The 17,665-nt window shown below is 62.7% G+C and carries 13 protein-coding genes, 1 tRNA gene and 1 pseudogene; 5 read left to right on the forward strand and 10 right to left on the reverse strand.

Features of this window, described 5'->3' with window-relative positions:
• Positions 1-72 precede the first annotated feature (72 nt).
• The 3 genes from ACFVTG_RS16885 to ACFVTG_RS16895 all read right to left on the reverse strand — a co-directional run bounded on the left by ACFVTG_RS16885 (position 73) and on the right by ACFVTG_RS16895 (position 2,949).
• A complete protein-coding gene (locus tag ACFVTG_RS16885) occupies positions 73-1,287 on the reverse strand; it encodes a cytochrome P450 (protein WP_390282078.1) in 1,215 nt (404 codons plus the stop codon).
• Positions 1,284-1,490: a ferredoxin gene (locus ACFVTG_RS16890; protein WP_390282079.1), complete on the reverse strand. Its 207-nt coding sequence runs from the start codon at positions 1,488-1,490 to the stop codon at positions 1,284-1,286. The genes ACFVTG_RS16885 and ACFVTG_RS16890 overlap by 4 nt, the downstream gene beginning before the upstream one ends.
• A 343-nt stretch (positions 1,491-1,833) precedes the next feature.
• Positions 1,834-2,949: an NDMA-dependent alcohol dehydrogenase gene (locus ACFVTG_RS16895; protein WP_390282080.1), complete on the reverse strand. Its 1,116-nt coding sequence runs from the start codon at positions 2,947-2,949 to the stop codon at positions 1,834-1,836.
• A gap of 357 nt (positions 2,950-3,306) precedes the next feature.
• Here ACFVTG_RS16895 and ACFVTG_RS16900 point away from each other — a divergent pair, with 357 nt between their 5' ends.
• Together ACFVTG_RS16900 and ACFVTG_RS16905 are read left to right on the forward strand one after the other, a co-directional pair.
• Positions 3,307-4,563: an ABC transporter substrate-binding protein gene (locus ACFVTG_RS16900; protein ID WP_390282081.1), complete on the forward strand. Its 1,257-nt coding sequence runs from the start codon at positions 3,307-3,309 to the stop codon at positions 4,561-4,563.
• Between the two features lie 134 nt (positions 4,564-4,697).
• Positions 4,698-6,182, forward strand: a complete 1,485-nt coding sequence (locus ACFVTG_RS16905; RefSeq protein WP_390282082.1) for an aldehyde dehydrogenase family protein — start codon at positions 4,698-4,700, stop codon at positions 6,180-6,182.
• A gap of 751 nt (positions 6,183-6,933) precedes the next feature.
• On the opposite strand, the gene ACFVTG_RS16910 is transcribed toward ACFVTG_RS16905, so the two are convergent.
• Positions 6,934-7,596, reverse strand: a complete 663-nt coding sequence (locus tag ACFVTG_RS16910; protein ID WP_390282084.1) for a GntR family transcriptional regulator — start codon at positions 7,594-7,596, stop codon at positions 6,934-6,936.
• A 195-nt stretch (positions 7,597-7,791) separates the two neighbouring features.
• Between ACFVTG_RS16910 and ACFVTG_RS16915 the strand changes: the two genes are divergently transcribed.
• Both ACFVTG_RS16915 and ACFVTG_RS16920 read left to right on the forward strand, forming a co-directional pair.
• On the forward strand, positions 7,792-8,994 hold the full coding sequence (locus tag ACFVTG_RS16915; protein ID WP_390282085.1) for a CaiB/BaiF CoA transferase family protein: 1,203 nt from the start codon (positions 7,792-7,794) through the stop codon (positions 8,992-8,994).
• A gap of 67 nt (positions 8,995-9,061) precedes the next feature.
• A complete protein-coding gene (locus ACFVTG_RS16920; protein ID WP_390282086.1) occupies positions 9,062-9,652 on the forward strand; it encodes a cysteine hydrolase family protein in 591 nt (196 codons plus the stop codon).
• Between the two features lie 372 nt (positions 9,653-10,024).
• Here ACFVTG_RS16920 and ACFVTG_RS16925 read toward each other — a convergent pair whose 3' ends face one another.
• The 4 genes from ACFVTG_RS16925 to ACFVTG_RS16940 form a co-directional block, all read right to left on the reverse strand.
• Positions 10,025-10,594, reverse strand: coding sequence for an endonuclease/exonuclease/phosphatase family protein (locus ACFVTG_RS16925; RefSeq protein ID WP_390282088.1), 570 nt, complete (start codon positions 10,592-10,594; stop codon positions 10,025-10,027).
• 1,476 nt (positions 10,595-12,070) lie between these two features.
• Positions 12,071-13,495 (reverse strand): Re/Si-specific NAD(P)(+) transhydrogenase subunit beta, encoded by a 1,425-nt coding sequence (gene pntB / locus ACFVTG_RS16930; protein ID WP_390282089.1) that lies wholly within the window; start codon positions 13,493-13,495, stop codon positions 12,071-12,073.
• A 44-nt stretch (positions 13,496-13,539) separates the two neighbouring features.
• A complete protein-coding gene (locus ACFVTG_RS16935) occupies positions 13,540-15,102 on the reverse strand; it encodes a Re/Si-specific NAD(P)(+) transhydrogenase subunit alpha (RefSeq protein ID WP_390282090.1) in 1,563 nt (520 codons plus the stop codon).
• 247 nt (positions 15,103-15,349) lie between these two features.
• A complete protein-coding gene (locus ACFVTG_RS16940; RefSeq protein ID WP_390282091.1) occupies positions 15,350-15,595 on the reverse strand; it encodes a hypothetical protein in 246 nt (81 codons plus the stop codon).
• 324 nt (positions 15,596-15,919) lie between these two features.
• Between ACFVTG_RS16940 and ACFVTG_RS16945 the strand changes: the two are divergent.
• Positions 15,920-16,129 (forward strand): annotated as a pseudogene (locus ACFVTG_RS16945) (SDR family NAD(P)-dependent oxidoreductase); the annotation flags it as partial.
• Positions 16,130-16,471: 342 nt separating this feature from the next.
• On the opposite strand, the gene ACFVTG_RS16950 reads toward ACFVTG_RS16945, so the two are convergent.
• Both ACFVTG_RS16950 and ACFVTG_RS16955 read right to left on the reverse strand, forming a co-directional pair.
• Positions 16,472-16,545 (reverse strand) — tRNA-Thr (locus ACFVTG_RS16950).
• Between the two features lie 105 nt (positions 16,546-16,650).
• Complete coding sequence (locus ACFVTG_RS16955; protein ID WP_284754974.1) at positions 16,651-17,529, reverse strand: thioredoxin domain-containing protein; 879 nt, start codon at positions 17,527-17,529, stop codon at positions 16,651-16,653.
• Between the last annotated feature and the right edge of the window lie 136 nt (positions 17,530-17,665).

Consider the following 17,665-nt stretch of genomic DNA (forward strand, 5'->3'; position numbering starts at 1 on the left):
CGTCAGTCCAGCAAAACGCCGGAATCCCCGCCAACAAGGGGATTCCGGCGTCTCAGCCTGCGTAGCTTCGATCTAGCGGTCGACGGCCTGGTCCGCCTGGACTGTGTCGAACTCGATCGGCAGGTACTCATGCGACTGCACCACGCCTGTCGCCGTGTGTACTGTTTCACCTTCTGGGATGCGGATTCGGGTGACTCGCTTGTACAGCTCCTGGAAACCGATCTCGATCTGTAGCCGGGCGAAGTGCAGTCCTATGCAGCGATGCGGACCAAGACCGAAGGCCGCGTGTGGATTGCGCTCGCGCTCGAAGTCCAGCTCAGCCGGATGCGCGAACCGCGATGGGTCCCGGTTAGCCGATGCGTAGTGCACCGCCACCCTGTCACCGGGCTGCAGTGGGCATCCGTTCAGCTCCGTCTCCTTGGTCACGGTGCGGGCCATGAAGGCGATCGGCGAGTCCAGCCGCAGGAACTCGTCCAGATCGTCCTTGATCCACTCGGGATCGCGTACCCGCGCCTCGAGCGAGGGGTCGTCGGCGATGTGCCGGGTGATGTTGCCGAGGGCGGCCTTCGTGGTGTCGAGTCCCCCAGTGAACAGGATGGTCGTCGCCCCGACCTGCTCCTGCATCGTCAACGGGCGCCCGTGCACCGTGGCCCGCAGGATGGCGTTCACGATGTCGTCCCGTTTGCTGCCGGACGCCATTCGCTCCTTAAGAAGCTCCTCCGCCAGACTGGCCAGCTCGAAGAAGGCTTCGTTCCGGCCGTAGCTGCTGATCTCAGTGGCGAGGTCGATCGCGCGTTGCAACCGGACCTCATTGTCGTCATCGAGGATCACTCTGGCGAGGTTGCCCGTCGTGAAGGGGACGGCGAACTCGGTCATGAACTCGAACCGGCCACGGGGGACGAGCTTGTCGAGCAGCTCGCTGGCATGCCGGCGAATATCGTCCTCGTAACGGGCGAGGAATGTTCGCATGAGATAGGGGTTCAGCGCCCGCCGGAACTCGATATGGTTCGGTGGGTCCTCGGTCAACGGCGGCATCGGGATCGGCGTGCCGCGCAGGCCCGCCTCCGCTGAGCTGTAGGTCTCCGCGTCTGTCAGCACGGTGCGTAGGTCGTCGTAGCGCGTGACGATGTGGTAGCCGTCATCTGCGTCCGTCTTGACCACGGGACACGACGTGCGCGCGAAGTCGAGCACCTCCCACAGGCGCGAGCTGTGCGAAGGCTCGAACAAGTCGAAGTGCGGTGTGAGCTCCTCGACCGGCATCGTCAACGGGTCCGAAGAACCCATCATGACGAGCTCCTCGCCACGTAACTGATCGCCTGCTCGGGGCAGTTGCCTACGGCCTGAGCCACCACATGCGCGAACTCGGGACCGGGTTCTGGGACGAGGACGACACCGAGCCCGTCGTCGGGGGTCAGGTCGAACAGCTCGGGGCTGATCAGGTTGCACCGTCCGTGCCCCTGACAGCGGTCATAGTCGATCGTCAACGTCATTGTTCACTCCTACAACGGCCAACATGGATGCTCGTGATCCATAGCATTTGGCCACACTTATGTATGCAGTATGCCAGACATATCGAAGGACGTCACGAAGTTTTTAATGCGCCGAACGACCGTCCCGATAAGTGTGCGGACATGCTACTGGCCCGAGTGGCGCCTCGGGGTAGCAGGGTTGAATTTCACCAGGTTTGATGGAGAGTCGGCACCGAGGAATTGCCCCGCTGAGACTCTGAACTCGCTGTTCAGGACCGAAACTGCCCGCACCAAGGGGTTTTCGGAATGGCTGGATGTGATGCGGGCCTTGGCACAAAGTGCCAAGGCCCGCATCACATCCGACTCAGAATTGGATCACGCCGCGGAGGTTAAGACCCTTGTGCATGTCCTCGTAGCCGAGGTTGATGTCCTCGAGTTTGTACGTTCGGGTCACCAGGTCATCCAGCGGGATCTTGCCGGCACGGTACAACGCATGAATCCGGTCGATGTCGGCGGTCGGGCGGGTGAGGCCCATGACCACCCCGATCAGATTCTTCGCCGACATGGCGAATTCGACCAAAGGGATCGACACGGTGCTCTCGGTCATCGGGGCTACGGAGGTCACCACTACGTTGCCGCCCTTGCTCACCAGGCGGGTGATGGGGCCGATCATGTCGCCGTGTAGGACACCGACGGTGATGATTGCGGCCTCCGCCATCCTGTTCCGGGTGAGTGCCGAGACGATACCCATGGCCTCGTCGACGTCGGCCGCGGCGTGCGTCGCGCCTAGCTTCAGCGCTTGTTCCCGCTTGAATGGCACAGGGTCGACGGCGACCACGTGCGCGGCTCCAGAGATCTTTGCACCGATCACGGCACTCATCCCGACCCCGCCGACGCCGACCACGACGGCGGTGTCGCCATCCCGGATGCCCGCGGCGCGGACCGCGGAGCCGTAACCGGTGATAACGGCACAGCTCGTGATGGCGGCGACCGGCCCCGGGATGTCCCGTTCGTAGCGCTGGACTCGGATCTGCTGCACGAGCGTGTAATCCGAGAATGTTCCGAGCTGGCCATAGGCCCCGATCGGCTGGCCGTCTGCGGACGTGAACGCGAAGCTGCCATCAGCGCGGGCGCCGGTCATCACATCCAGATTTGCGTCGCAGATGTAGCTGCGTCCCTCGGCGCAATAGCGGCATTTCCCGCACGAGGGCAGAGGGAGGAGCATGACCGAGTCGCCGACCTGGACCCGGTCGACGCCTTCCCCGACCGCGACAACCACTCCGGCACCTTCGTGGCCACCGACGACTGGCAGCGCGGCCGGGAAGTCTCCCGTGATGTTGTGATCGTCGCTGTGGCATAGGCCTGCATACTCCAGCTTGACGAGCACCTCGCCCTGCCGCGGGTCGGCCAGCGTGCAGTCCACGATTTCCCACGGACGGCCGACTTCCCAGCACACTGCGGCTCGAGTCTGTGTTGGCATCTTCTGTCACCTTTCCTCGTCGGGGTGGCCCGATCGTCTAAGAAAAACAAAAACTTCGTGACGTTGGTCACGATGTCTGTAATAGTGTATGCATAAGTGACGCCATTCACCCACTATGGACCGTGCCATCCGTCCTGACGCGAAGAGTGGACGATGACGTTGGCGACCAACGCGTGCCGCAGTCAGGGCTCGCTTGGTGGCCTGGGAATCTTCGTTGGGCTGTCGACGACAACGATGTCCGGCGGCTACGCGCGGAGTGGGCTCAATGACGGAGCCTCAAACACAGGTGGTACGCATCGCAACATCACACGACGTCGTGCAGTGGAGGCGTCAACACCAACGAAAGGCTCGGTACCAATGAAGGCCATGCTAAAAATGCTGACAGGGGCGGCCACCGCCCTGCTGGCCGCGAGCACGCTCGCGGCGTGTGGCTCGGCTACCGCCTCCGGCAGCGGCGGCGGTAGCGGGACCACAATTACCCTGGGAATCATGACGCCACTTACTGGCCCTGCGGCGTCCTCCTTCGGGCAGAGCACCATCGACGCTGCCAAAGCACGCATCGAACTCGCGAACTCGCAGCACGAGATTCCCGGGGTGACCCTGAAGCTGGTCAGCGAGGACGAGGGAACGACCCCGGAGGCTGGGCTTGCAGCGCTCCAGCGGCTGCATGAGCAAGACCACGCCGACATCGTTCTCGCGGCCGGTGTCTCCTTCTACAACTCGTACCGGTATGCGGCGCAGCAGAAGATCCCCGTGATTGGTGACTGCATTGACGGCCCTGAGTGCGCCGACCCGAATAACAAGACGATCTTTGCGATGTTCGGTAGTTCCGACAATAATTTTCCGAATTATCAGGGTCTCCCGGAGTTCTTCAAGAGCAAAGGCGGAACGACCTACTGCGGGGTCGGCTACAACCTGCCGTCGACCATCGCCAATGGAAAGGCCATGAGCGGTTCGGCGCAGGCGGCGGGGCTGTCTACGCCATTCACAGACTTCAGCTTCGCACCTGGGTCGGCCAACTTCAACGCCATCGCGCTCTCGATCAAAAATGCCAAGTGCGACGTAGTCGGCACTCAGATGCAGGTCGCTGACAGCCTGTCCCTGTTCACTGCACTCAAGGGCGCTGGGGTCACTCTCAAGGCTTCATTCGTCCAGGGCGGCTATGGCCAGGAACTGCTGGACGACCAGGCAGGCCTCGCCGCCGCGCAGGGTCTGTACATGGCAGCCGGGTACACGCCCGCATCGCTCAAGACGCCCGGGACCACGCGGATGATGGACGCGCTCAAGACCTATGCCAACTGGTCAAAGCCGTACCCAGCCGCCGGGCACGAGTGGGGCTGGTTCAGCGCCGATACGGCGGTCACAGGCCTCGTCGCCGCCGCCAAGGCCAACGACACTTCGGCTAGGGGCTTCGTCACCGCACTGCGAAAGGTCACGAACGACACTCATGGCGGCCTGACCTGCCCGGTCAACTACTCGACGTTTGGTGATACGCAGCAGCAGTTTCCCGGCAACTGCACCTACATGGTCAAGGTTACGGGCAGCGACTTTGTGTCAGACACGGGTGAAACCCCCATCCAGATCAAGGCAATCCCGGGCACGAAGAACGGCTGACGCTGGCCCGCTCGCCGGCGTGTCGGCCGGCGAGCGGGTGAGGTCGGACTAGATGGGGCGCGAGTTGCTCAATGATCTTTTACCACCACATAAGGCGAGTTTTGTCGAACGTCACAGGACAATAGGAGGGGCACATGATGAGAAATTTCGAGGTCGCCGCACCGCCGAAAATCGACTTTGTTGACGGAGGAGGCGCCAAGCCGATGCTGATCGGCGGCGAATGGGTGCACGCCAAGTCAGGCCGTACGTTCACAACGGTCAATCCGGCCAACGGAGAGACGATCGCGGAGATCGCCGCTGCGGACTCCGAGGACGTCGATCTGGCTGTGGCGGCAGCTCGCCGCGCGTTCGAGGAATCGACTTGGCGCGACCTTAACCCACACGCGCGCAGCAAAGTACTACTTGACATGGCTGAAGCAATCGAGGCCCATGCAGAGGAATTGGCGCAGCTGGAGTCGCTGGATGGCGGCATTCCGATCGCCATCACTCGTGGCATGGTTGCCAGCACCGCCCTCACGTTCCGCTATTACTCTGGCTGGCCGACCAAGATCCTGGGCACGGTCAATCCTGTCGGCGACTCAGTGCACTGCTACTCCGTGCGCGAGGCGCTGGGCGTTTGCGCTGGAATCGTCCCGTGGAACGGCCCACTTGTGATGGCGTCATGGAAGATTGCACCAGCGCTCGCCACAGGGAACACCGTCATCCTGAAGCCTGCGGAACAGACATCATTGACTGCCCTGCGATTTGCCGAGATTCTGGGTGAGTGCGACCTGCCACCTGGCGTGATGAACGTCGTCACCGGACTCGGTGAGGGGGCCGGGGCTGCGATCGCTGCCCACCCGGACATCGACAAGGTGTCCTTCACAGGCTCGACCATGACAGGGAAGAAGATCCTTGGAGCCTCGGTTGGAAATCTGAAGCGTGTCACTCTGGAACTCGGCGGGAAGTCCCCTCACATTGTCTTGGCCGACGCTGACATCGAATTGGCGGCGCGTAACGCGGCTAGCGGGTTCTGTGTGATGTCCGGTCAAGTCTGCGTGGCCGGAACCCGCATTCTGGTTCAGGACAGCGTGCATGACGAGTTCGCAGAAGCTCTCATCAAGGCGATGTCCGCCTATAAGATCGGTGACCCGTTCGATGACGGCACCACACTTGGTCCCGTCGTGTCCAAGCAGCAGTTTGACCGGGTCACCGGTTATGTGACGACGGGCAAGGATGAGGGTGGCCGGATCGCCGCTGGCGGCGAACCGGTCAACAGCAGTGGCTACTTCGTGGAGCCCACCTTGTTCGAAGGCGTGGACAACCGTATGCGGATCGCGCGGGAAGAGATCTTCGGCCCGGTGGCGGCGCTCATTCCCTTCAGCGACGTCGATGAAGCTGTGCGAATCGCCAACGACACCCCATACGGGCTGGCGGCCGCGATCGCGACGCGCGACGTATCCACTGCCCACACTCTGGCACGGCGCCTCCGCGCCGGAGTCGTGTGGGTCAACACGCACGGCGAGTTGGATTTGACCTTCCCGTTCGGCGGATTCAAGCAGTCAGGCCATGGCCGCGAACTCGGCGCCCAGTCGCTGGATGCGTTCACCGAACTCAAGTCAGTCATGATCCGCCTGTAGGCGCCCGACGACGCGCCGCTCACCCGCAGTTCCGAGTCATACTCTGGACCAAATGACCCGCAAGGTTCTGACCACCGTCCGGCGAGCAGTTGCCGGGCGCGGCCAGGATCTTGCGGTCTTGGCGGTTCAGCGGAAATTTGCCGGCTGAAATGAGGGTCACGCTGCTGTCTGGGCGGCGCCCCCGAGCGAAGTGCGCGATCGGCACTTCTACGGGTTCCGGAATCCGCTACCGGTTAACTGATTTGCGTTTGATGTTCTTGATCCCGGCGCTGTTCGCCTCGACCTTCGCGGTGGCGGCGCGTGGTCATGAGGACTTCGATCTCGGCCCAAGCGCTGAGGAGGGCGCGGAGCTGCTTCTTAGCCTGCCAGCTGCACGGTCGGGTCGTCGGCGGAGAAGGCGTCGTGGAGGCGCTTCCGGTCGGGGTGGTAGAGGGTGTCCCCGGCGCGAAGGAGCAGGGGCCGGTTCGCCGCCCCGGATCGATCGTCCTGCCGCGCCGGCCTCGGTGCTGCTGTGAGAGCCTGTGGCGCGCCTCGGTCACAGCACTGTTTGCCAGCTGGACCAGATGGAAGCAGTCGAGCGAGGCGGCGGTGCGGGGCGGAGACATCCCCACCACAACCAGGACCCGTCCGGTGTCCAGAACCTGCGATCGTGTGTCAACTGCAGGTAGTTTCTGAAGCGGCGAGGGGCACGACGGCGGCGACCGCACCGGCCTTGGCAGACACCTGCCTGCCGAGGCCGGCGACGACCAGGTCAGGAAACGAACATCCCCATCCGAGAATGCCCATGACCCCCGACGCGGTGCGCTTCGCACACCTGCACGAGGCCGTCGACATCATAACTACGCAACGCCTCGATGATTGCCTCGTGCTCAGTGACGATCCGAGACACCACCTCAGGCACACCCCGCCACCAGGCCGCGCTATGCGCCTCCGACAACTGCCAAAGACGGACCACCTCCCGGCGCACCATCTTCAAGGGTGACAACTGGAAAATCAAGAAATGGAAACTACGGTTTAGCTCAACGATCTCGGTCACATCCTGGGCATCCAAGGCAACCTTGAGATTCGTATTGATGCGCTCGAGCTCGACGAGCTGATCGGCGGTAGGCCGGACCACAGTCCGGAGCAGCTCACCCTCGAGCAGCGACCGCATTCCGTGGATTTGAGTGAGATCATCGTCATCGAATCTGGCCACAACATAACCGCGGTTCGCCTCGTACGTGACCATGTCCTCAGCCTCGAGAGTACGCAGCGCCTCACGAAGCGGGCTGCGCGAGACGCCGATCTGCTCGGCCAACTCGACCTGGAGAATCTTCTCACCGGGCAGCAGCACGCGGTCGATGATCAGTCCACGGATCTGAGCGGCGGCCTGGAGGGTCATCTGGGAGGAAAGCCCGGGACGGCTAGCGCTCATCGGATTGCTCCTTCGATCGAACACGCGCGACCCGGTGCGACCCGGCGCGACCACGCGAGGTACAGGGATCCCATGTCGGCTCCTATCATGTCGTCTAAAGTGTCTACAACAATACACGCAAAATATCCCATGTTCCGCTTGGCGATTGCATTTTAACGTCGCCAGCTCAAGATCAACAGCTTCCGGAGGCACAGATTGTCCACATCCCCAGCAACCCCACCCGCCCTGTCCGACGACACCGCCCCGCTCTCCGGGCTACGGGTCGTCGACCTCACGATCTGGATGGCAGGGTCGGTAGCTGCCATGCTGCTCGCGGATCTCGGTGCGGATGTCGTCAAGGTCGAGAGTCCTCGTGGCGATCCAGCGCGAGAACACATCGCGCCAACCGCGGGCGGCGGCGGATCGATTCCCGAAGGGACGAGTCCGTCCTACACGGCCTGCAACAGGAACAAGCGTTCAATCACTCTTGATCTCAAGGACGAAGCTGATCGCCGAACGATGAACGGGCTGGTCGCTGCGGCGGACGTCTTCGTCACCAACCTCGCCGGCCCGGCTCTGAGGAGGCTTGGAATGGATGCCGAAACCCTGACCGTCGCGAATCCGCGGCTCATCTATGCGCGGTCCGCCGGCCTCGGGACGGTGGGGCCGCGCGCCGACGACCTCGCCCAGGACATGACCGGGATGGCCTACGGAGGGATGCTATTTACCGCGTCCCCGGAAGCAGGGGAGCCATTTGCCCCTCCGGGCGCCATGAACGACGTCATGACGGGGACGATGCTCGGTTTCGGCATTATGGCCGCACTGGCCCAACGGGCGCGGACCGGGACCGGAACAGTCGTGTCGGGATCACTCCTGCAGACTTCGCTGTGGAGTCAGATGCTCCTCATCGGCTCCGTCGCGAACACGGAAAATGCCTCGACAAACGGACGGCCACGACGGAACCCACGCAACGCACTCCTCAACCAATACAAGGCGGCAGATGGGAAGTGGATCGCCGTCGCGGCTATCAATGCCGGTGCATGGCAGCCGTTCCTCGACGCCGCGGGACTCACCCATCTCGTCGAGGATGCGCGATTCGCCACCTTCAACGATGCGCTCACCCACGCCCACGAACTCCGCGCCCTGCTCGACGCGCACTTTCTCACGCGGAATGCGGCAGACTGGCTCGACCGCTTCAGGGCGGGACATGTGTGGTGCGGTCCCGTCAACGAGTTGGCCGACGTCATTGTCGACGAACACATCCAGGCCGAAGGCTACCTATCCCGGCTGTCCGACGGCGTGATGACAGCGACGATGCCCTTCACCCTGCGTGACCACACGATTCCCCAGGCAGCGGGACCGGCACTCGGCGCCGACACGCAAGAAGTGCTCCGCGATTGGGGCGTCTCGAGGGGATGACGACTGTTCGCGAGAATTCAATTTTGCATGTATCTTTGTATTCATTCTGACTTTCGAAGGAGAACTCATGCCTATCCTTGAGCTTGACCCGTCCCGAACCGCCCTGGTCGTCATGGACTACCAGCCGAGCAGCCTCGGCCCACTCCCGAACGCTGATGAGCTTGTCGCCCGTACGGGTGAGCTGCTCGACAGAGTGCGGTCAGCCGGGGCGCAGGTCGCACACGTCCGGGTGGGATTCGCAGACTCCGACTACGACGCAGTGCCCAGCCACAGCCCCTTCGCAGCGATCGCCGCCAACGAGAAGATGCGCACAGCAATGCACGCCGACTCCGCGAGCACGGCAATCAACCAGCGGCTCGCTCCGCTCGACGGAGAGATCACGGTGCGCAAGACCCGAGTTGGCCCCTTCTCGAGCACCGACCTACACCAGCAACTCCGAGGCGCCGGCGTCGACACCATCCTGCTTGCCGGCATCACTACGGCTGGGGTCGTCCTCTCCACCGTGCGGCAGGCAGCCGACCTGGACTACCGGGTCGTAGTCGTCTCCGATGCCTGCGCTGATCCCGACACGCAGGTTCACGAGACCCTCGTCACCAAGGTGTTCCCACGCCAGGCAACTGTCCTCACGGCGCAGGAGCTCTTGGTCGCGCTCGACTGATACTGCCGCGCCGCGTCGTCGGCGCGGCCTGACGCCCGACGGCTCCACTCGCCGTCGTGCGTCAGGCCGCCGTCGGCGCAGAGCCGCTGCCGGCGGTGTTGAGCCCAGCCGAAACCGGCACCTGCCCGGTTGCCTTCGCAAGGCCGAAGCGCGGCATGCCGTTGTACACCGCCCCAATGCCGAGGGCAGGGACCTCCTGACTTGGCTCATTTCCTTAGTGCGCGAAAAGGCGCCAATCCGAACACATAACCGCAGGTCAGAGCCCCTCCGACCGCGAGACCGTGACCTGTGGGCCAAGCCAGGACTGTGAGACTGCGGCTGGTTGGACTGGGCGGAGTACCTTTGCCGGGGACGGACAAGGCGTTTAGCAGGTCAGGCCTCGGCGATGTCGAGGATTAGCGGCATGTGATCGCTGTGTGCGAGCCACTCGTCGGGGCTGCCGACTTCGAGGCTGGTCTTGGCGCTTTCCCTGACAAAGGCGTAGTCGATGTGATGACCGAACCGCAGATTGCGGGTGTGGAAGTAGGTTTTGGTCTGTTCGGCTCCGTGAGCGGACCGGGTTTGGCTATGGAAGGCGCTGCACAGTCCGAGCTTGCCGAGTTTCTCCACCAGCATGCTGTGGTTCCTGTCAGGATGTCCACGGTCCCAGATGGTGTTGCTGTTGAAGTCGCCCATGAGAAGGGCGCGGCCCTGGCCCAGGAAGTCCTTGTGGCGATCGACGATTTCGTGGGTGACGCGCACATAACGCAGATCCCGGGTGAGCTGATGTGCCCAGAGCGCGATGATGTTGAGCCCGTTTACTGTAAATGGGATGTGCCATGGGAGCCCGGCGTCTGATTGCTCTGTGATTCTGTAGCGGGCGTCCGCGTAGCCGAGGACTCCGAGGCCTTTGTTGAGCCGGGAACCGGTCCATGCCGCGAAAGGATGGTCGCCGGCAACCACGTCCTTTCGCCACTTCCTGAAGAATGACGAGGTCCGGCTTCAGCGCCTCTATTAGGTGGCTCTTCTTGTAGTAGGCCATAGAGCAGTTCCACGAAACGATCCGCATCGACACCTCCTAAGTTCTGGCAGACTCGGCGCGATCCTATCCTCCCGCTATGCCCATGCGCTCTTATCGATCAACCGCCAGCGTGCCCGACTCGGCACATTCGCTTTAGTGCGTGAAAAATCACCAATCCGAACACATCACCGCCGGTCAGAGCCCCGGCCGACCGCGAGATCGCGATCTGTGAGCCAAGTCCGGTCAGGCCGGACTTCGACGAACTGCCAACCCTGACATTCCTGTCCACAATGATCCATGGGCCAGGACACGGGCTGGTACGTGGTCGCCGGCCTCGAAAATCGCGGGATCACCGAAGCCGCAACCATCCTAGGCATCCCCTACGGCCAACGCCACCACATCGGCCGCCCTTCTCGGTGCTCAGGTGAAGTTACTGCGCCGCCCGGCGTTGCTGAAATCAATCTTTCCCAAACGGCACCCCGGGACCACAGCCCCGAAATCCGGCATCCCAGCCCAGGTCTACGCTGCGGGCCGAGACCATGACCAGGACGCTGCTGAGAGGCAGTTGGAAGCAAAGCTTGAGCGCACCCCAGCACGAGCTCGAAGTCGCTTACAAGGAAACAAACCAGCTGCGTATTCAACTCATTCGGGCCCCAACGACCATAAAGCCAGCTGTGTGCCGACAATTCAGCTGTCAAGAAGCGCTAGCGCACTCTCTCTAGAGTCGCAGAAGCCGCAGCTTCGAGGAATGAGCTATTCCGGGGCCCCAAGGATACGCTCCGACATGAGATCTACAGCATGCGGGCCACTTACATTCCCCAGAAGAAAAGGAACGCTACCCAGCACCGAGCGGGTTCGAGATCGGCGACGCACCCCCGAAAGCCTGGACAAGTCAACAAACGCAGCGACACGAGGAAGGCTCCGGAGACCATCACGGACATTCTGATCTGGCGGGAAGAACGAATGCGGACACTGATCAAGAAACCACTAAAAACCGGGTCTGCTCCGAGCCCCCAAGCTCATGAGAGCTGATGGTTCCGCGGTCTGGGGCGTTCGCATCGAGAACCACACTTCACAGGCCCTCAGAATGAAGCGCGGGACTTGCATGGATGCAAGAACACCCACGAATCGGTTCACTTTTCGGACGGCGCTGACGTCTCCAACAGCTCCTGTATGTAGTGGAGCAAGAACTCATGCCTGTAGTGAAGGCCAATCCAGGGTGATGCGGTGAGTTCGTCGGTGTTGAAAGTCTCTTGGTGTGTTCGTGCTTCTTCGGCGCAGGGGCCCCGCCCCAGCATGCCGGATTGGCTCGCCTTCTGCACGGGGCTACTTGGAGCGGGGCGTCGGGGCATGGTCCTCTTTTCGTCTTCCTAGGTGATCGGGTCTGGACTGGCGAACGGATATCGAGGCGTTCTTTGTTAGAACGCGCGGAGGATGTCTTCGACGCGTTGTTTGGCGTCGCCGAAGAGCATTTGGGAGTTCTCCCGGATGAACAGGGGGTTCTGCACGCCGGCGTAGCCGGCGGCCATGGAGCGTTTGAACACCACCACGTTTTCTGCTTCCCATACCCGGAGGACGGGCATCCCGGCGATCGGGCTGGAGGGGTCTTCGGCCGCGGCGGGGTTCACGGTGTCGTTGGCCCCGATGACGAGGACGACGGAGGTCCCGCCGAGGTCTTCGTTGATTTCGTCCATTTCCAGGACGATGTCGTAGGGGACTTTCGCCTCGGCGAGGAGCACGTTCATGTGGCCCGGCAACCGGCCTGCGACGGGGTGGATGCCGAAGCGGACGTCCACTCCCCGTTCGCGGAGCTGGTGGGCGAGTTCCGCGACGGGGTATTGGGCCTGGGCGACTGCCATGCCGTAGCCGGGGGTGATGACCACGCTGGCGGCGTTGGTCAGCAGTTCGGCGGTTGCCTGGGCCGTGATTTCGCGGTGCTCACCATACTCGGCGTCGCCTCCGGTGGGGGCGGCGATGCCGAAGCCGCCGGCGATGACGGAGATGAAGGACCGGTTCATAGCACTGCACATGATGTAGGACAGGTACGCGCCGGAGGAGCCGACCAGGGCGCCTGTGATGATGAGAAGGTCGTTGTTCAGCAGGAAGCCCGCCGCGGCTGCGGCCCAGCCGGAGTAGCTGTTGAGCATGGACACGACGACGGGCATGTCGCCGCCGCCGATGGAGGCCACCAGGTGCCAGCCCAGTCCCAGGGCGAGCACGGTGACAACAACCAGCAACCACAGCTGGGAGTCGTTGACGTACCAGACCGTCAGGGCGATGAACGCGACCAGGGCGCCGAGGTTGATGGCGTTCTTTCCCGGCAGCATCAGCGGTGATGACTTCATCCTGGCCGAGAGTTTGAGGAACGCGACGATCGAGCCGGTGAAGGTCACCGCTCCGATGAAGACACCGATGAACACCTCGGCATGATGGACGGCCATGAGCGTTTCGGGCAGGGCGGGGGCCTCGAGGTGCCCGTTCCAGCCGACAAGCACCGCGGCGAGGCCAACGAAGCTGTGCAGCAGGGCGATCAGTTCGGGCATGCCCGTCATTTCCACCACCCGGGCCCGCCACAAGCCGATGGCGCCTCCGACCAGGACCGCGGCCACGAGGAAGACCACACCTGCGCGGCCCTGGTCTGATCCCCACGCGTCCTGGAGGGTCAGCCACACGGTGGCAGCGAGGGCGATCATCATCCCTGTGATGCCGTAGATCACGCCCGTCCGGGCCTTCTCGTGCTTGCTCAGCCCGGCAAGGCTGAGGATGAACAGCAAAGCGGCAACAATGTAGGCCGCCCCCGCGATGGACTCTGTGGTCAACGGACCGGAAACGCTATCAAACACGGTCAAGCTCCTCGTTAAAGTTCCAATTGCTTCGCGAACGGCGCTCACCCATGTGCTCTGTCTCCCTGGGAGAACATGGCGAGCATGCGCCGCGTGACGGCGAAGCCGCCGAAGATGTTGATGCTGGCCAGCAGGATCGCAACTGCGGCAATGACCTGCATGATGAGGTTCTCGGAGGTGACCTGCAGCAGGGCGCCGACGACGATGATTCCGGAAATGGCATTCGTGACGGACATCAGCGGGGTGTGCAGGGCATGTGCCACCTTCCCGATGACGTAGAACCCGACCACGACAGAGAGCACGAGCACGGTGAAGTGCTGCGGCAGCGGGGCCGGTGCGACGGCGTTGATGCCAAAAAGTGCCGCGATTCCGGCGGCGAAGAGCACGGCCTTCCCGACCGGGCTCATCCCCTTCTTTCCTGCTTTGTCGCCGGAGGGCTCTCCGGCAGGTTTGATCTCAGCCTGTGCCGCAGGGGCAGCGGAAACCTGGACCGGAGGCGGGGGCCAGGCCTTCTCGCCATCGCGCACCACCGTCACCGAACGCTGCACGACGTCGTCGAAGTCGATCCGAAGCTGCCCGTCCTTCTCCTTGGTGAGGAGCTTGAGCAGGTTCACCATGTTGGTCCCGTAGAGCTGCGACGCCTGCGCCGGCAACCGGGCCGGAAGGTCGGTGTACCCGAGGATCACGACGCCGTTGTCCGTGACCACGCGTTCCCCGGCGACCGAGCCCTCCACGTTCCCGCCCTGGCCGGCGGCCATGTCCACGATCACGCTGCCGGATTTCATGCAGGCCACGTCCTCGGCCGTGAGCAGCTTCGGCGCCGGACGACCCGGGATCAGGGCCGTGGTGATGATGATGTCCACATCCTGTGCCTGTTCCGTGTAGATCTCTGCGGCACGGGCGTTGTACGCCTCGGAGGTGGCCTTGGCATACCCGTCGGAGGATTTCATCTCTTCCTCCACCTCGACTTTGAGGTAGGTCCCGCCGATCGATTTCACCTGGTCGGCCACCTCGGGGCGGGGGTCCGTGGCACGGACGATCGCGCCCAGGCTGGACGCCGCGCCGATCGCAGCCAGACCGGCGACGCCGGCTCCCGCGACCAGCACTTTCGCCGGCGGAACCTTGCCCGCCGCGGTCACCTGTCCCGTGAAGAACCGGCCGAATTCGTGTGCGGCCTCAATCACCGCCCGGTAGCCGGCGATGTTCGCCATGGAACTCAGCACGTCCATCGACTGCGCCCTCGAAATGCGGGGCACCGCATCCAACGCCAGGGCCGTGATCGGCCGTGCGGCCAGAGCCTCTACCAGCTCGGGCCGCAGGCCCGGGCTCAGCGTCCCGATCAGCGTCGCGCCGTCGGCCAGCCGGCCGATTTCTTCCTCGGTGGGCGGGTTCACCCGGAGCACCACCTCACTGCCCCAAGCCTCATCCGCGCCCACAATCAGCGCACCTGCCTCGACATACGCGTCATCAAGGAAGGACGATGACTCCCCCGCGCCCTTCTCGACCACCACCTCGTAGCCCAACTCCGCCAGTTGCCTGACCGTTACGGGCGTAGCCGCCACCCTTGTCTCCTGGCCCAATTCGGCCACGATACCGATACGTGTCACGTTTCTCTCTCTTATCCATCTCATATGCCCGACAGGACTCGCTCTGCCCGGCACAATCTGCGTATGTTCATTTCTCCTGAGACTCGTTATTCAGACCTCGGTTGCTCCCTTCGGACCCTCCGCGCGCGGTGGCGAGGATGTCGTCGAGGTAGCCGACCTGCGCCGGGGCTCCGCCATCTTCGTGGCCGAGGCATCTGGTGGCAGCCAGCAACTCCTCGGGACAGCCATAACCGTGGCGACACTGAACTCAGGAGCCGGAGCGGGCAAGTTCTTGGTTGGGAGGAGAATCCCCTGCGTGGCGGATGAACACCTGCTTGCCATCAGCTCGTTCGACCATTTCTCGAGGAAACGGGCCCTCGGCAGAAATCCAAAGTATCGAGTTGTCTGGCATCACGGCCTCGACTATTCCGGTCCGTAGCGCCTGTCCAAACAGCCGTACCTCTACAAATTGACCCAAAGCGCGATGCCAGTCTGATTGCAGATGAAGGTCCACAGACTCTTCCTTCCGTTTGTCGATCTAGAGCTATCCGCACGGAATGTCAGTTGGAGCGTGAAGGCCGTGCGCGTCCAGCGGTAGGCACCAAACGTTGGGGTATTTTTCCCTGTTCGTAGGCATTCCGGTAGCCGCTGGTGTCTATTAGTGCTTCCTCGTCCACGACAGTGTGATGTCCCTCATGTTACTCCTGAACAAGAATAATGTATACATTAATTACTAAAAAAACGCATCCAATGTGTGCACGGTGACGTTCTTCCAATCCGGAGGAGCTTGAGCGCGCCGGCCGGTGGAGTCTCCTGGCCACAAATCGCGAGGACACACGTGACCGTCACACTGATCACCGGCGCCAACAAGGGCATCGGTTTCGAGACAGCCAAACAGCTCCTGGAGTTGGGACACATCGTCTACATCGGCGCACGTGACGTCGAGCGTGGCATGAAAGCCGCCGCAGCGCTCGGTGCCCGATTTGTGTCGCTCGACGTGACCGACGATGCACCAGTAAGCTGCGTGCTGGCAACGATCGGCTCGGCCGAGGGACAACCCGACGTACTGGTGCACAACGCAGGCATCCTAGATACGGAAATGGACGGCCCTCGGCTCATTCGCATGGACGAGCGTCCGAGGCTCGATCTGTCGGACGCTCGCTCGACCCCCGCGGCCGCGGTACGTCCGATCGTCGCGCTCTCCCGCGCGAAACCAGAATCCGTTGGAATCGGCCTCTTCCGGGCCACTGACGGAACTAAAACCGCAGGCCAGAAGCACATTGAATCCCCCGCAGTGTTCGAACCGAGGAACGCCTCCGAATCGCGGCTCGAATTGACTCCTCACCGGGTCACATATGGAGCTAAACCCGCAGGTCAAAGCGACAATCGGAGCCCCCTGTCGGATTCGAACCGACGACCCCCGCTTTACAAGAGCGGTGCTCTGGCCAACTGAGCTAAGGAGGCGCGCTCCGGCGGACCGGAGCTAGTGCGCGCGAGCGCTAGATAAGGGTAGCCCAAGACCTCCCGCCCACGGAAATTGCAGCGCACGGGAGGCCTAGGCCGGGAGAACTACTTCTTCGCTGCGATAGCCGCATTCAGGACGGTCATGAAGTCCGTCTTGTTGTCCCACTGCTGGCCGTCGACGAAGACCGTGGGCGTGCCGGAGATCCCGATATTCTTGGCCTCCTGGGTGACCACCTTGATGAACGGGCGGTAGGTCTTGTTGTCAATGCAGGAGTCAATGTTGGCCGATCCCGCTTGGGTGGCCAACTTCTTGAGGTCGTTGTCCGAAATGCCCGCACTGCCCTCGGCAGGCTGCTGTGCGTACAGCAGGTCTACGAGTGCCGAGTACTTGTCCGGTGACGTGTTCGCCACGCACGCTGCGGCGTTGGCGGCGCGAGAGGAGTAGTTGGTGCTGGAGCTGGCGTCCAGGAAGCCGAAGGGACGGTACTCCAGGGTGATCTTGCCGTCGTCGCGCAACTGGGTCAGCTGCTGGTTGTACGTGCTCTCGAAGTTCTTGCAGATGGGGCAGATGAAGTCGATGTAAGCCACAACCTTGACCGGCTTGCCAGCTTCAGCCTCGGCACCCGGAGCGGTTACCGTGGCTGGCTTGGTGGCCGGAGCTGCCGGCAGGTCCGCCAGGTTAACAGTTCCGGCGGCCACCTTCGTCACGTCGGTGCCCTTCAGCAGCGTCACGCCGCCGTGCACGTTGGCGTTCGCCGGGGTCGGACCCTGGTCGGCGATCGGGGCGTTGTTCGCAATGTTCTGGGTGACCACGAGGGCAATGACCGCGAGGATCGCCACGACGGCAACCACGATGCCCCATCCGATGAGCAACTTATTGCGCTTGTCTTTCTTCAGCTGAGCTTCGCGGATCTCGCGGGCCTTTTCGCGGGCCTGGGCGGTGCGCTCTGCCTTGGACAGGCGTGGTTCGTTTGCGGGGCTCATCAGTTCCTCGTGATTGATCGACGGCGTTGGTTTTTAGCTTTGGCAACGGGGCCAGTTTACGGGAGAAGAGTGGCAGCTTTGCTGGGGTCATCGACTCCAGTCTGAGGAACGAGCAAGTGTCCTTGATGATTCCCGC

Source organism: Arthrobacter sp. NPDC058127, from assembly GCF_042884555.1.
GTDB lineage: Bacteria > Actinomycetota > Actinomycetes > Actinomycetales > Micrococcaceae > Arthrobacter.